General features: G+C 40.6%; 11 protein-coding genes. 5 read left to right on the forward strand and 6 right to left on the reverse strand.

Going from position 1 to position 15,603, the window contains the following annotated elements; genetic code table 11:
- The first annotated feature begins 12 nt into the window (after nt 1–12).
- Nucleotides 13–933, forward strand: a complete 921-nt coding sequence (locus ACTRWE_RS06725; RefSeq protein WP_076922610.1) for a DUF808 domain-containing protein — start codon at nt 13–15, stop codon at nt 931–933.
- A gap of 15 nt (nt 934–948) precedes the next feature.
- Here the strand turns inward: ACTRWE_RS06725 and ACTRWE_RS06730 are convergent, their stop codons facing one another.
- From ACTRWE_RS06730 to ACTRWE_RS06740, 3 genes are all read right to left on the reverse strand, one after another.
- Nucleotides 949–1,890 carry a tetratricopeptide repeat protein gene (locus ACTRWE_RS06730; protein WP_462879714.1) on the reverse strand — a complete coding sequence of 314 codons (942 nt, stop codon included), beginning with the start codon at nt 1,888–1,890 and terminating at the stop codon, nt 949–951.
- An 86-nt stretch (nt 1,891–1,976) separates the two neighbouring features.
- The gene (locus tag ACTRWE_RS06735; RefSeq protein ID WP_462879715.1) at nt 1,977–3,380 is read right to left on the reverse strand and encodes a M20/M25/M40 family metallo-hydrolase; all 1,404 of its coding nucleotides are present in this window, start codon (nt 3,378–3,380) and stop codon (nt 1,977–1,979) included.
- A 157-nt stretch (nt 3,381–3,537) separates the two neighbouring features.
- Nucleotides 3,538–5,613 (reverse strand): TonB-dependent siderophore receptor, encoded by a 2,076-nt coding sequence (locus tag ACTRWE_RS06740; protein WP_462879716.1) that lies wholly within the window; start codon nt 5,611–5,613, stop codon nt 3,538–3,540.
- A gap of 194 nt (nt 5,614–5,807) precedes the next feature.
- Here ACTRWE_RS06740 and dbpA point away from each other — a divergent pair, with 194 nt between their 5' ends.
- Nucleotides 5,808–7,196, forward strand: a complete 1,389-nt coding sequence (gene dbpA / locus ACTRWE_RS06745; RefSeq protein ID WP_462879717.1) for an ATP-dependent RNA helicase DbpA — start codon at nt 5,808–5,810, stop codon at nt 7,194–7,196.
- Nucleotides 7,197–7,205: 9 nt separating this feature from the next.
- Here dbpA and ACTRWE_RS06750 read toward each other — a convergent pair whose 3' ends face one another.
- Nucleotides 7,206–7,787, reverse strand: coding sequence for a DNA-J related domain-containing protein (locus tag ACTRWE_RS06750; protein WP_024601995.1), 582 nt, complete (start codon nt 7,785–7,787; stop codon nt 7,206–7,208).
- Between the two features lie 170 nt (nt 7,788–7,957).
- Between ACTRWE_RS06750 and ACTRWE_RS06755 the strand changes: the two genes are divergently transcribed.
- Nucleotides 7,958–10,780 (forward strand): tetratricopeptide repeat protein, encoded by a 2,823-nt coding sequence (locus ACTRWE_RS06755; RefSeq protein ID WP_036957157.1) that lies wholly within the window; start codon nt 7,958–7,960, stop codon nt 10,778–10,780.
- 79 nt (nt 10,781–10,859) lie between these two features.
- Here ACTRWE_RS06755 and rho read toward each other — a convergent pair whose 3' ends face one another.
- Together rho and trxA are read right to left on the reverse strand one after the other, a co-directional pair.
- Nucleotides 10,860–12,119, reverse strand: a complete 1,260-nt coding sequence (gene rho, locus ACTRWE_RS06760) for a transcription termination factor Rho (protein WP_013463749.1) — start codon at nt 12,117–12,119, stop codon at nt 10,860–10,862.
- Between the two features lie 188 nt (nt 12,120–12,307).
- Nucleotides 12,308–12,634: a thioredoxin TrxA gene (gene trxA / locus ACTRWE_RS06765; protein ID WP_013463750.1), complete on the reverse strand. Its 327-nt coding sequence runs from the start codon at nt 12,632–12,634 to the stop codon at nt 12,308–12,310.
- 91 nt (nt 12,635–12,725) lie between these two features.
- On the opposite strand from trxA, the gene rhlB reads away from it, so the two are divergent.
- Both rhlB and gppA read left to right on the forward strand, forming a co-directional pair.
- Complete coding sequence (rhlB, locus tag ACTRWE_RS06770) at nt 12,726–14,003, forward strand: ATP-dependent RNA helicase RhlB (RefSeq protein ID WP_010392673.1); 1,278 nt, start codon at nt 12,726–12,728, stop codon at nt 14,001–14,003.
- Between the two features lie 45 nt (nt 14,004–14,048).
- The gene (gene gppA / locus ACTRWE_RS06775; protein ID WP_462879718.1) at nt 14,049–15,542 is read left to right on the forward strand and encodes a guanosine-5'-triphosphate,3'-diphosphate diphosphatase; all 1,494 of its coding nucleotides are present in this window, start codon (nt 14,049–14,051) and stop codon (nt 15,540–15,542) included.
- The last annotated feature ends 61 nt before the right edge of the window (nt 15,543–15,603 follow it).

Here is a 15,603-nt window from a genome sequence, read left to right on the forward strand (position 1 = left end):
CTAGGGAATATCATGGCTGGCACTAACCTCTTAACATTACTTGATGATATAACGACCTTACTTGATGATATTGCGACTATGAGTAAAGTTGCGACTAAAAAAACGGCAGGCGTACTAGGAGATGACTTGGCGCTCAATGCGCAGCAAGTTACAGGGGTCACTGCCGATAGAGAGCTGCCGGTAGTATGGGCGGTAGCAAAAGGGTCGTTTTTAAATAAAGCGATATTAGTCCCGGCTGCGTTATTAATTAGTGTGTGGTTGCCTTGGCTAATTACGCCACTTTTAATGATGGGTGGTTTATTTTTATGTTTTGAAGGCGCTGAAAAAGTATTTGCTCGCTTTTTACCTCACCATGAGGAAACGATAGATGATGATGAAAAGTTAGATTTAGTTGAATATGAAAAGCAAAAAGTAAAAGGCGCTATTCGTACTGACTTTATTCTGTCTGCTGAAATTATTGTAATTACCTTAGGGACTGTGGCTGGGGCTACGTTAATGAATCAAGCACTGGTGCTAAGTGTTATTGCCATCATCATGACAATTGGTGTTTATGGACTGGTAGCTGGAATTGTAAAACTTGATGATGCTGGATTGTATTTACTTAACCAATCAAAACTCTCTGCAAATAAATTTAAAGAATTACTGGGTAAAGGCCTACTTGCAGCAGCTCCCCGACTTATGCAGTTTTTAGCCTTTGCAGGTACAATCGCCATGTTTTTAGTTGGGGGTGGAATTTTAGTGCATGGTGTTGAGTTACTGCATCATACGCAGATTGATATCACACATTACGCCCAGTCAACTTTAGGTGGGGTAGGTGAGATGCTAGCCCCTTTAGTATTTGATGGCTTACTTGGTGTGGTTGCGGGTTTGGTTATTGTTATTATGCATGTAACCTATACTAAGCTCTTTAAAACCCATAGTAGCGCGGCGTAATCGCGCTACTTTACATTATTCACATTGTGCACTTTTACATAATTGCTCAAGTTCGTGTTTAGCTTTGCTATTACCTTGAGCAATGGCTTTTTTATACCAATAAATAGCTTGTGGGGCGTTTTTCTCTGTGCCTTGCCCGTCGCGATACATTTGCGCCAGATTTAGTTGCCCCCATTGAGAACCTGTTTGCGCTGCAAGAGTAAAGCTTTCTAGCGCTTCATCGTATTGCCCATCTTTGTGGTACATAATTCCTTGTTGATTATTTTTATCGAGCTTTACTCCTTTATATAAAGGTTTTGGCTGTGGCGGAAACATCACAAATCCACCATATAAACTATTTGCATAGGGGCGCAGCACGTCGAATATGATGTCATCCTTGTATAAGCGTTTTATTTCATTACGAGGTAGGGTGATGGTTTTAGACGAAAAGTAATCTCTTTGCACTAATAAACTGGCACGCATTGCTGTGGTTATAGCGCTGCTGCGCTTATAGCTGTAATTACTCACCTGAAACGTCATAAATTGCTGATCAAAGCTCAGCACTTGCGCTACTTTTAAATTAGTCAGTGTCCACGGTTCATGAGTGAATTTATCGGCCTTTACTAAATAGGTATCGTAGGCTTTGGGGTTGGTTAAATAACTTTGTTTTAGCGCCTCAGCATTAAGGTGTTTTTGGTAAAAAAATAACAATACCCACAGCAATAAAACTAACCCAATACAGTATTTGGGTAGGCTTAGCTTTTCGAACAGGGGTAAATTTTTAATGCTTGTAGGCTCACAATGTCCACATTGATAGCACTCGCGTTTATAGCTCAACTTTATCGGAAATATAGGAAGAATAGTAAAGCGCAAAAAGCGGCTTTGGTTAACTAAGTGATAGCTGTTACTTTTGCAATTAGGGCAGCACTGTACTTGTGTAAAATGAGGAAAAGACTGACTGGTATTGAAAAGCAGCATGAAAATACGCTCCCTGTTTTAATTCTCTTTAAGTTAAAACAATGAGCGTATTAGTTAAAGCAGCAAACTGTAAGTAATTATGTCAGTTACTCTTTAGTGCGTGCTTTTGGTTTAATGGTCGTTTTAGCGTCGGCGGCCATTAACGCAAATACAGCATAAGCAGCGGTGTTTTGACGAAGTTTAGCGGGTGTCACTTTATCAAGGGTGTCATCCGCTGTATGGTGGTAATCAAAGTAGTCAGTACCATCTTGTGCCAGTTCAAAAATAGGTGCAGAAACTGCATTTTTAAATGGGATGAGATCGGGGCCGCCTTTAGCTTCATTTTGGCCAATGTATTCAATATTTAATGGCGCAAGCTCTTTGGCAATCGCGCGCACTACTGGCAGTGAAGCTGCGTTTACATTTGATTCAAAGCCATAAACTACATCAGCACCAAAGTCAGACTCTGCAGCAGCTACAATGTTATTAAGCTCATTTTTATGCTTTGCAAAATACGCTTTTGCGCCCCAAAGGCCGAGTTCTTCAGCTGCAAAAAGCACAACGCGAATACTGCGCTTAGGACGTTTTACATCACTAATATGCTTTGCTGCTGCCATGGTTAAGGCAACGCCAGCGCCATCATCCAGAGCGCCAGTACCTAAATCCCACGAATCTAAGTGTCCACCAATAAGTACATATTGCTCAGGGTTTTCAGTACCATTAAATTGGCCAATGACGTTATAACCAGTGCCCTCGCCTAGGTTTTCGGTTTGTACATTAATATTAACCGACACGTCTTTGTTTAATGCGACTAATCGTGCTATTTGGTCAGCATCAGGATTGGCAATAGTCACGTTAGGTATTTTAGTTACCCCTTCTTTATAATAGCTACCGCCGGTATGTGCAAAGCGATGGTGGCCAGTGCTAACTGAGCGCATCATATAGGCAACAGCGCCTTTTTTAGCCGCTTCAATTGCTCCGGTAGCACGGGCTTTTACCGCGGGGCCATAACCATTGCCGTCAATATCACGGTTCATACGGTAATTAATATAAGCAATTTTACCTTTTAAGCTATTAGCCGGTGCGGCTTTTAATTCGTCAAGGGTTTCGAATAAGACGACAGGTGCGCTGATCCCCTCTTTGGGTGTACTAATGCTGTTACCAAGTGCTGTTAAATGCAGAGGTTGCTCGCTTGGAATGAGTATTTTTCCACTTTCGCTATAGCGACGCCATTCAGGGAAGGTTGCTTCTTCTAACCAGACTTTATCAAAGCCCAATTCATCAAACTTTGCTTTTGCCCAAGCAACGGCTTTTTTATCGTTTTCGGTGCCAGGTAGGCGCGGGCCTATTTCTGTGGTGAGTGATTCTAGTAATTGATAGCTTAAATCACTTTTAAGGGCGGTGGTGCGCACCTCATCTACTTGTTGTAGCTGTTTTGCAGTGAATTCACTGTTGTTGGCGCTTACCGTCATGCTGGTGGTAAATAGGAGTGCTGTGAGCAATTGTTTCATATTCAGAGAGCCTTTGTAATGATTAACACCATTAAAGCATGTAACAAACAGGATAAAAAATAGATGAGATGAGTAGGCTATTCAGTGGGTTCAAAAGTCAGTTCAAAAAAAAGCCCACCTCAAATTAAGGTGGGCTATGGATTTTTAAAGTTTGTATTTAAAAGCTAAATTGCGCTGCTAAACGCACGTTTGTGCCTTCACCTACCGTCACGTTATTTAATCCACCACCGGCTAGGTAGTTTTTATCGAATAAGTTTTCAATGTTTAAACGCAGGTTAATATCTGTATTACTTACCTTAAGTGCGTATGTTGCGCCAACATCAACACGGGTATATCCCTGTTTTGTTACTGTATTGGCATTATCGGCAAAACGTTCACCTTCATAAAAAGCGCCGGCATTAAAAGCAATGGCGTCGTTGAGTTCATAACGGGTCCAAAGTGAGGCAGACCACTTTGGTGCATCGGTTGGGCGCTTACCTTCTAATTCTTCATCTCGTTCATAGTTAGCATCTAAATACATGGTTGATGCCATAACAAATAAACGATCGGTAGCAGCACCTTGTGCAGAAAGTTCAAAGCCTTTATGGCGTTGTTCACCTGCTTGCGTGGTTATGCTGGTTATATCACCAATAGGGTTAATCAGATTTTCGCTCACTAAGGTGCCTGTTTTACTAATATCAAATAGGGCGCCGCTGAGCATTAATCGATCATCAAACAGTTGCCATTTAACCCCAACTTCTCGTTGCTCAGAGGTAATGGCATCGAGTTTCATGCCATTATTAACATCATTTTCATTTTCTAATGTTTCGTTTTGCGGCTCAAATCCTTCCGAGTAACTTGCGTATACGGTTGCTGATGCATTTGGATGGTAAAGTACGCCGACCTTAGGTACGAACGATTCGTTATTGCTGTTTTCTTTACTTTGTTTATCGTAACGACCACCTAGTGATAGTTGCCATTTAGGCGAGAACGAAATCAAATCTTGAATATAAATCCCGTAGTAATCGTAGGCAGATGAGCTAATAGTATCATCTGATTTGTAACTTATATTTGGGCGGTTAGGCTCATTTTGACCGGCAGAAAAATTAATTGCATCAGCAGAGGTTCGTAATTGGCCGTAGTAATAATCCAGAGAGTTAACGCCTACAAGTAATTGATGATGCACACCCACGGTTTCAAATTCGCCAATAAAGTCGATAAAAGCAGTTTTAAACTGCCAATCATCAAAGCGATCGTAAGGGCGTGACTGATAACTATCGCCTTCGATAAAGTCACTTGGCTTACGTGGTGCTGACTCAAAGCGTTGGCGTTCAAATGTTTGCTCGTTGTAGCCTAAATTTACGTGCCAGTTGTCGGTTAAAAACACCTTAAAATCAATGCCCATGTTTTCAACGGTGATGTCGGTAAAGGCCCAAGACATGTCACGAATTGTTTTATCGTTACCAATGATATTGGCATCATTATCGATCCAAGCACCCGTATCTAGACCTGCTTCGTCATCAGTACGGTCATAGTGAACACGTACTAAGGCGTTATCGCTAATATCGTAATCAACCACTAATGCACCTAAAAAACGATCGCGTTCGCGGTTATCACCGTTTTGATACTCACGCCAGTATTCAACGTCTTGTTTTACTAATACGCCACGGGCACGTAAATCTTCAGCTTCAGTCAATGCGCCGCCAGCATCAAGCATAAAGCGAGTTGAGCCATGTTGATCGACATCGGCACTGGCATTAAATAACGTTTGTGCGGTTGGCTTTTTGGTCACCATATTTACTAAGCCGCCAGGGCCCGATTGGCCGTACAAAATACTCGATGGTCCTTTAATTACTTCAACTTGCTCTAAAATTTCAATGGGTTGTTGATAGTGCGACCAATGCTGGTGGCCATCACGCAGGTAGCCGGTTGATGAGCTTAACTCAAAACCACGTAAGTTAAATACTTCACGATTACGTTGCTTAGATCCTGGCGTTAAACTCGCATCGTTACTTAGTACTTCACCTAAGGTGGTTGCTAGTTGCTCATTTACAATTGTATCTGTAATAACAGTGACTGATTGTGCGGTATCGAGTAATGAGGTTGAGGTTCTCATTGGCCCACTGGCATTATCTACTTTGTAGTCGTTGAAGTAACTGCCTTTTACTTCAATGCGCTCTATATTTGCGGTGTTGGCGAATACATTTGCAGAGGTACTGGCTAAAAGTGCGATAAAAAGTGGGTTAAATTTCATTAGTAGCTTCCGGCTTAGAGTTATTAGAATAGTAAAACGCTGCGGATCTTAATAAAAATAACTATCATTTGCAATATCTTTATTTGCACTTTTTATCGTGCGTTGTTAATGGTTGCTAATTGTTAAATCTGCTATTATTAGCCGCATATTTATTGAGACTTTTCTCAAGTTATTTTTTTGCTATGGAATTTACTGTGACTGCAACTGCTTTTTCATCGTTGGCCTTACCTTCAGGGTTAGTTGATAATTTATCAACGCTCGGCTACACCCAAATGACGCCTGTACAGGCGCAAAGCCTACCACCCGTTTTAAATGGCAAAGATATTATTGCCCAAGCCAAAACAGGCTCAGGTAAAACAGCGGCATTTAGTTTAGGCGTTTTAGCCAAGCTGAATGTTAAACGCTTTCGTATTCAGTCGTTAGTGCTGTGCCCAACCCGTGAGCTTGCAGAGCAGGTAGCGGTTGAAATGCGCAAATTAGCACGCGGTATTCATAATATTAAAATTTTAACTTTGTGTGGCGGGGTATCAATTGGTCCTCAAATTGCCTCACTTGAACATGGTGCGCATATTATTGTAGGTACACCAGGGCGAGTTGACGACCATATTCGTAAAGGTACATTGCGCTTAGATGATGTTGAAACGCTGGTACTTGATGAAGCCGACCAAATGCTTGATATGGGTTTTCAAGACACCCTCGATGCCATAATTGAGTGTATTCCAACAAATCGTCAAACATTGTTATTTAGCGCGACTTTTCCAAAATCAATCGAAGCCATTGCAAAGCGTGTTCTGAGCAACCCTGAAATGATTAAAGTAGAAGAGCAGCAAGAAAAAAGCACTATCAAGCAATACTTCTATAAAATGGATAATAATAAGCAACGTTATCCAACCCTTAAATTACTATTACTTAAATTTACCCCACAAAGTTGTGTGGTGTTTTGTAATACCAAGGTAGAAACACAGCAAGTATGTGATGATTTAGCCGATGAAGGCTTCAGCGCCGTTGCATTGCATGGCGATTTAGAGCAGCGTGACCGTGAGCGTACATTGATTCATTTTGCCAATAAGAGTGCGTCTATTTTAGTGGCAACCGATGTAGCAGCACGCGGCTTAGATATTGATGATATGGACATGGTAATTAACTATCACTTAGCGCATGATCCACAAACGCATGTTCACCGTGTAGGGCGTACCGGGCGAGCGGGCAAAAAAGGCATTGCGTGTTCTATTTACGGTGATGCTGAGCAATTTAAAGTAGCGCAAATTGGTGACCACTATGAGCGTGATTTTACCCCTGAGCCAATGCCATCTTATAACCTATTAGATAAGCCTCCATACAAACCTGAAATGGTGACATTGATGATAGATGCGGGTAAAAAACAAAAAGTGCGTGCCGGCGACATTTTAGGCGCATTAACAGGTAAAGATGGTATAGCAGGGCGCCAAGTGGGTAAAATTAATGTACTTGATAACGTGGCTTTTGTCGCGGTAGAGCGTAACTCATCTAAACCCGCGTTACGTAAATTAACCGAAGGCAATATTAAAGGGCGTAAAATCCGTGCTCGTCGCCTGACGCGCTAGTTTTACGTTTTAAGATGAGCAGCTCGCCTTGAGTTGCTCATATTCCATTTTTAATTGTTTAAACACTTCATTATCACCCCCTTGTTTGTCTGGATGATGCTGAACGGCTAGTTGTCGCCAACGCTTTTGTAATGTTTTTAAGGTAATTGGTTGTACTAATTGCCAGCGAGCGATTAATTGCTGATGTTGCTGAGCACTTAAAGGCGCTTCATGTTGTTTAGGCTTACTGAAACGTTGCCAAAAGCTATCTAATAATGCGTTAATTTCTGCTGTTGATGTTTCAAAGTTTTGCCAGTTTAAGTAGTAGTCACGCAGCGGATCGTTTGGGTGAAGTTGGTTTTGGCGAGGGTCGCTTACCAGCTCAATATGTAAACTTTTAATCAGTAGCTGCTGTTTTGGCATAACTTGCTGCTGTAACTGATAAAGTGCATTCATAATTAAAAAATTACGTTTAAATAAATCACGCCCAGGATCAGCTGCTAAGGTATCAAGTAACCCACGTTCTTTTAGTTCCGATGCTAAAGTATGAACCATCCACACTTTATTATTGATTAATAGTTCAAAAATCTCATCTATCAGTGGGTTAAGCATTGTTTACAATCTATTAATTGGTGTATCTTGAACAAATTATCATACACCTAAGTAACATTAAACCCCAAGGAGTGGGCGTGAATGCCTGTTTTATATTGGTCTAAATTAGATGTTTACATATTGTTTGGGTGTCATTTTATTATGGCTAGCAAGGATTAAAGGATATTTTTATGCTGACTCGGTTAAAGCGCATCTGCTTTATTGGTCTTTTGGTTGTACTGAGTGGTGCATCAAACGACGCTTTATCCAATGAGCAGACAAGTTTGTTTGAGCAGTTCGATCTTGAGCAAACATGGACTAAAAAGCACCGCCTTGCAACAGACATATTAGCTAACCCTGATCTTCCAAATTTACAACGCGTGACCATTTACAGTGACTTAGCGGAGCTGGCGTTTACACAGAGTGATTTAGCTAATGCACTAAAGTATTTTAAATTACTAGAGGCGAATAGCACCCTCAAAGAACAGCCAAAACTTTATTTTCGTGCAATTAAAATGCAAGGCGTGGTGCTTTATTATCAAGGGTTAGTGCAACAAGCGGTCGTTGATTATAATCGCGCGTTAAACATTGCCATTACCCTTAAAAGCCCGATTAAACAGGCTAACTTACTCAGTAATATTGGGCTCGCTTACTTTGATATGTATAACATGGAGCTAGCCCTCGACTATTATCAGCAAGCTAAAGTCATTTATGAAAAAGAGGGGAGCGCACAAGATAAAGCCGATATATTACATAATATTGCCGGTATTTATATTCGTCTCTCTCGGTATGAGTCCGCGCTTGAGATGTATCGTGAGGTTTTAAAAGTTTTTCAAGAGCTTGGTGATGACGATGGGGTTGCACAGGTATACGGTAACATGGGTGTGGCGTACACTGAATCGAGGCAGTACCAGTTAGCGTTGCATTACAACCAATTAGCTTTGCGCTACTATCAAAGTGTTAATAACGCCTTTCAGCTTTCGACTAAGCACACCAATTTAGCCACAATTAATCTTAAATTAAATAAATTTGATGTCGCGTTATATCATGCTAATGCAGGGCAACAGTTTGCACTTGAGGCTGATAATAAGTCGTTACTAGCGGCTGCCTTACACGTGTTATCGACTGTTCAATTTGTGCAAGGCGATACAGAAAATGCCAAAGAAACCTCAGAGCGTTCAATTACGCTTGCCAAAGAGTATAATAATGGCATGCGCATAAAAGACGGTTTGGGGGTTGAGGCGCTGATCCATGCTAGCTTAGGGAATTATGAAAAAGCGTTAAATTTGCATCAACAGTATGTTGATTATCAGCGCAGTGTTAATACCGAAGAAGCCTCAAAAGCGGTCAGTCAATTTCAAATTCAGTTTGAATCAAATCAGCTAAACCAAGAAATTAAACAATTAAAACAGCAACAATACTTACAAGAATTACAAATAGCTAAACGTTCACAGCTGACGTTCTTATTGGTGATTGTTGCCATATTGATTTTAATTACAGTAATTGCTGTTTATAAACGCCGAACAGAAAAACAAGCGAAGTTAAAGCTGAGTGAGCAAGTTGAACAGCGCACCAAAGAGCTGCAAAGTGTGGCGCAAGAACTGCGTGAAGCTAACGAGGTTAAAAGCCAGTTTTTAGCGAATATAAGCCATGAAATTAGAACGCCATTAACCGCTATTTTGGCGCAAACAGATGATCTTATTAGTGGTCAGTACAAGGCTGAGCAATTACAAGATGAGCTTAGGGTAATACAACGACAAAGTGAGCATTTAAGAAGCCTGATTAATGATGTGCTTGATTTAAGTAAAATCGAAGCAAACAGGCTAGAACTTAACATTAGCTGTTTTGATATGGTGCGATTGATCAACGATGTTCATGCTATGTTTTCTCCACAAACTAAAGCGAAAGGCTTGTCACTGATATTAGAGAGTCAGTTAGGTGATACCTATTTTACGCGGCTAGATTTAACTCGAGTAAAACAAATACTTATTAATTTATGCGCCAATGCCATTAAGTTTACTCATAAGGGGCACGTAACAATTGCTGTTAGCAAAACGGATCAAGGGCTGCTCTTTTGTATTCAAGATACCGGAATTGGCATGAGCTCCTCACAGCTTAAGCTTATTTTTGAATGCTTTAGCCAAGCAGATAACAGCATTAGCCGACGTTTTGGCGGTACTGGTTTGGGCTTGAGTTTGTCGCAGCAGTTAGCAGCGATGATGGGTGGCTATATTAGCGTGCAGAGTGAGTTTAAAAAGGGCAGTGAGTTTTCGTTCTATTTGCCTTGTATACAAGTTGAAGAGCAAGTTTGCCACGATGATATGCAGGCTAAATCGGCTGCAGGGCATAGGTTGTTATCGGGTAAGGTGGTGCTTGCTGAGGATCACAGTGATAACCGCAAACTGATCAGTCGTTATTTACACTCCCTAGGACTTGAAGTGATTGCCGTTGAAAATGGTGAGCAAGCCGTAGAGCAAAGTTTAAAACTGTATCCGGATTTGGTGCTTTTAGATATTCAAATGCCCGTTATGGATGGTATTTCTGCGTTTGAACTACTCAAACAATGTGGCTATGAGCAGCCTATTTTAGCGTTAACGGCCAATGCCATGAGCCACGAGATTGACCACTACTTATCACTTGGTTTTAGCGATTATTTAGCAAAACCAATAGACAAAGAATCTTTTTACACTGTTTTAGCTAAATACTTAAGCTCAGCAAATGAGGATTCATCGACAGAAAGTATCCATGTAGATATGAGTGATTTAGTAGCGAGTTTTAAACAAAGCCTGATTACAGAAAGTGAGCTAATTGAACAGCATTTTAAAGTTGGAGATTATAAATCGCTGCAAAAAGATAGCCACCGAGTTTTAGGTGCGGCACAAATGTTTGAGTTTAAAGAAATAGCATTAGTGGCAAAAGCACTAGATGACGAATTACTTCAGTCACAAATTAACACTCAAAAGTTAACAACATTAGTAAATGACTTGCTGGTACTGCTTAAGCAATACGGATAAGCTGATTTACTCTAAAAATAAAAAAGACACCATCTGGTGTCTTTTTTATTTAAAAATGCTTATTTCACCAGCGTTCAGATTACTGACGTTTCATCGAATCAAAAAACTCATCGTTGGTTTTACTCATCGATAGTTTATCGATTAAAAATTCCATGGCATCAATTTCTGACATGTCATGGACTATCTTACGTAAAATCCACAGCTTTTGGAGCTCATCAGGCTTAGTAAGTAATTCTTCACGACGCGTACCAGAACGGTTAAAGTCGATAGCTGGGAATACACGTTTTTCCGCAATTTTACGGTTAAGGTGTAGTTCCATGTTACCCGTACCCTTAAACTCTTCGTAGATAACTTCATCCATTTTAGAGCCGGTATCAATAAGCGCAGTCGCAATAATTGTTAAGCTACCGCCTTCTTCAACGTTACGTGCAGCACCAAAGAAACGTTTAGGCTTATGTAATGCATTAGCATCTACACCACCGGTCAATACTTTACCTGATGATGGAATAACGGTGTTGTAAGCACGTGCTAAACGTGTGATTGAATCAAGTAAAATCACCACGTCTTTTTTGTGCTCAACTAAGCGCTTTGCTTTTTCGATAACCATTTCAGCAACCTGTACATGGCGAGATGCTGGTTCATCGAATGTTGATGCAATAACTTCACCTTTTACTAGGCGTTGCATCTCAGTCACTTCTTCCGGACGTTCATCAATAAGTAAAACCATTAATGTAACATCAGGGTGGTTATGTGTGATTGATTGCGCAATATTTTGTAGCAACATGGTTTTACCCGCTTTTGGCGGTGCTACTAATAAACCACGTTGGCCGCGGCCAATGGGTGACGCTAAATCAAGAACTCGTGCGGTAATATCTTCTTTACTGCCGTTACCACGTTCCATACGAAAACGTTCGTTTGCATGTAGTGGTGTCAGGTTTTCAAAAAGGATTTTAGTGCGAGAGTTTTCAGGTTTATCAAAATTAACTTCGTTTACTTTAAGTAAAGCAAAGTAACGCTCACCATCTTTTGGCGGACGAATAAGACCTGAAATAGAGTCGCCAGTACGCATACTAAAACGGCGAATTTGGCTTGGAGATACATAAATATCATCTGGGCCAGCTAAGTAAGAAGCTTCTGATGATCTTAAAAAGCCAAAACCATCTTGCAAAATTTCTAATACACCACCGCCGAAGATATTCTCTCCGCCTTTGGCGTGGGATTTAAGAATAGCAAAAATAATGTCTTGCTTTCTTAAGCGGGCTACGTTTTCGAGCCCCATGGACTCAGCTAAGTTTACAAGCTCTTTTATAGACTTGTCTTTTAATTCGCGTAAATGCATATTGGTGGGTTCTTTATTACAGTTGTCATACTCAAAATCGCTTTATTAGATCGTTGAGTGAGGTTTGTTGAATATAACTAAGGATTAGTTGGCTTTATAAACTAGCAGGTCGTTACTGCAGCGTCCAGTACTTCTGTAAAATAAATAATAAAAAAAGGGCTGAGCGCCCTTTTTTTATAAATTTACACTTAGATGTTGTTTTCTAAAAACTCAACTAATTGTGTTTTTGATAGTGCGCCTACTTTAGTTGCAGCTACTTGACCATCTTTGAAAAGTAGTAGTGTAGGAATACCACGAATACCAAATTTAGGTGGAGTACCTGCGTTTTGGTCAATGTTTAATTTAGTAATCGTTACACGGCCATCAAATTCCTCAGCAACTTCGCTTAGAATTGGGGCGATCATTTTACACGGTCCGCACCATTCAGCCCAAAAGTCTACTAGTACAGGTTTGTCTGATTGTAATACGTCAGCTTCAAAGCTATCGTCGGTAATTTGGATTATTTTCTCGCTCATTGCGCTCTCCGGTTTAGTTAGGCGAAATATTTAGTGCGTATTTAAACACTCTTGTTTCTTATTGCAAGTTTAAACGTTATGCTTAAACGCTATGACTAAGACACATTTGACCGATAAAAAGTTTTCAGACTTTGCTATTGCACCGGAAGTGGTTGCCGGGTTAACCGAAAGTGGGTTTGAATATTGCACACCCATTCAAGCTAAATGCCTACCGTTTATTTGTGAAGGGCGCGATATTGCGGGCCAAGCACAAACAGGTACAGGCAAAACGTTGGCGTTTTTAACCGCCACATGCCACCGGTTATTACAATCTAGCAAAGCACCTAGTAAACATCCAAGAGCCCTGATCATGGCCCCAACTCGGGAGCTTGCGATTCAGATACACAAAGATGCAAAAATTTTAGCGCCGCACTGTAATCTTAACTTAGGTTTAGTATATGGTGGCGAAGATTACGAAAAACAACGTGCACAACTAGAAAAAGGCGTTGATATTTTAATTGGTACTACAGGTCGCCTAATAGATCTGTACAAGCAAGGCTGTTACACCCTTAATGAAATTGAGGTAGTCGTGCTAGATGAAGCCGATCGTATGTTCGATTTAGGCTTTATTAAAGATATCCGTTATATGTTCCGTCGTATGCCGGATACATCAGAACGTTTAAACTTATTATTCTCTGCTACGCTATCGTATCGTGTACAAGAGCTTGCATTTGAACACATGACAAACCCAGAGCATGTGCAAATAGAACCCGATGTAAAAACGGGTAAGCGTATTCAAGAAGAGCTATTTCATCCTTCACAAGAAGATAAAATTAAGCTGTTGTTAACCTTGATTGAAGAAGAATGGCCTGAGAAAGCCATTGTTTTTGCAAATACCAAACACAGCTGTGAAACTGTGTATGCATGGTTAAAAGCAGATGGACATCGAGTGGGTATGCTCACCGGTGATGTAAACCAAAAGAAACGTCAATCAATACTCGCGCAATTTAGTAAAGGCGAGCTAGACTTTTTAGTGGCTACCGATGTTGCTGCGCGTGGTTTACATATTCCAGAAGTAAGTCATGTATTTAACTTTGACTTACCTGATGATTGCGAAGATTACGTTCACCGTATTGGTCGTACAGCTCGTGCAGGCGCTTCGGGTCATGCAATTAGCTTTGCGTGTGAGCAGTATGCTTATAACCTTCATGAAATTGAAGAGTACATCGAGCACAGCATCCCTTTATCGCATTACGATAAAAGTGCATTGCTAGATGATTTGACCAAGCCGACTATTCACAGAAAACGTAATTTTTCTACCGGTCCACGTAATCGTAGTAATAACAACGGACGTCGCCCAAATAATGGTTACCAAAAAGGACGGTCTTAACCGACCGTTAGTTTGATAGTATTTGTAACTAGAGGTTTTTGAACGGTGGGGCAACTTAAACCGCAAAAAAATGTATATGCAGTCATTGATTTGGGCTCAAATAGCTTTCATATGCTTATTGCCAAATCAGTGGCGGGTGGCTTACAAACAATAGGTCGCGTCAAACGCAAAGTAAGACTCGCCGCTGGGCTTGATGATGATAATTTATTGAGCTTAGAGGCTATGCAACGAGGTTGGGAGTGTTTGGCCTTGTTTGCAGAGCGGTTGCAAGATATTCCTACGCAAAACATCACCATTGTTGCCACTGCAACACTTCGCTTAGCAACCAACGCTGACGACTTTAAACTACGTGCAGAAGAAATATTAGGGCATAAAGTTAATGTTATTAGTGGCGAGCTAGAAGCGCGAACTATTTATAAAGGGGTTGCGCATACCTCTTCATGTACTGGCAAGCAGCTGGTTATTGATATTGGTGGGGCGAGTACCGAGGTTGTTATTGGCCAAGGTTTTGAAGCGCGTCACTATAAAAGTCTTAATATCGGCTGTGTGACTTTTCTCGAACGCTACTTTAAAGATTGCCAATTAAATGAAGCAAACTTTAATGCTGCTATAAAAGCAGCACGAAAAGTTATTGATGAAATAGCACCTGAATATAAAATGGCTGGTTGGCAACTTGCCTCAGGTGCGTCAGGTACAGTGCAAGCTATTCAAGAAATTATGGTGGCGCAACATTTAAATGAATTGCTCACTCTTGAAAAGCTATACACCATCAAACAACAATCCATAGCTTATAAAACAATAGCTGAACTCGACTTGCCTGGGTTAAGTGAAGAGCGACGGTTAGTGTTTGTATCTGGGCTGGCTATTTTAATTGCACTGTTTGAGTCACTAGAAATAGAACAAATGGGGTTAGCGGGTGGTGCTCTGCGTGAAGGTGTTTTATATAGCATGCTACCGGAGCTACATAATACCGACATTCGCCAACGTACCATTGATGGTTTTATGAACCGTTATCATGTTGATCAAAAGCAAGCATCGCGAGTATCCGGTTTAGCTTTACAATTAGCTAGCGAAGTTAATCATTATTGGCCGATAGAAGCATTAAGTGGGTTACCGCTTTTAAATGCGGTGGCGCAACTTCATGAGATTGGTTTATTAATAGAGTACAAGCAATACCACAAACATACCGCTTACATTTTAGAAAATACCGATATGCCAGGTTTTTCGCAATCAGAACACAAAGTGATCGTTGCGATTGCCAACAGCCATCGTTCAGACCTTCAAAAAGGATGTTTAGATCATTTAGGCGCACACAGTAGCGTTGCAACGTATATCGTTCGACTATTACGTGTTGCTGTTATTTTATCTATGCGCCGCCAAGATGATGTGTTGCCTAACTTTAAGATAACAGCTGAAAATGAAGAGTTAGTTATTCAATTTGAAAGCGATTGGTTAAAAAACCACCCGCTAATGGCAAGTGAGCTAAATCAAGAGATTAAGTATCAGAAAAAATGTGGTTGGAAACTTAAAGTAAACTAGTTAAACCGCTCTTTACCACAGTTTTTAGTGGTTAAAATGAGCGTTTAGTTGTAATTTTGTT

This window comes from Pseudoalteromonas sp. G5_S1_54_S4 (assembly GCF_054968565.1).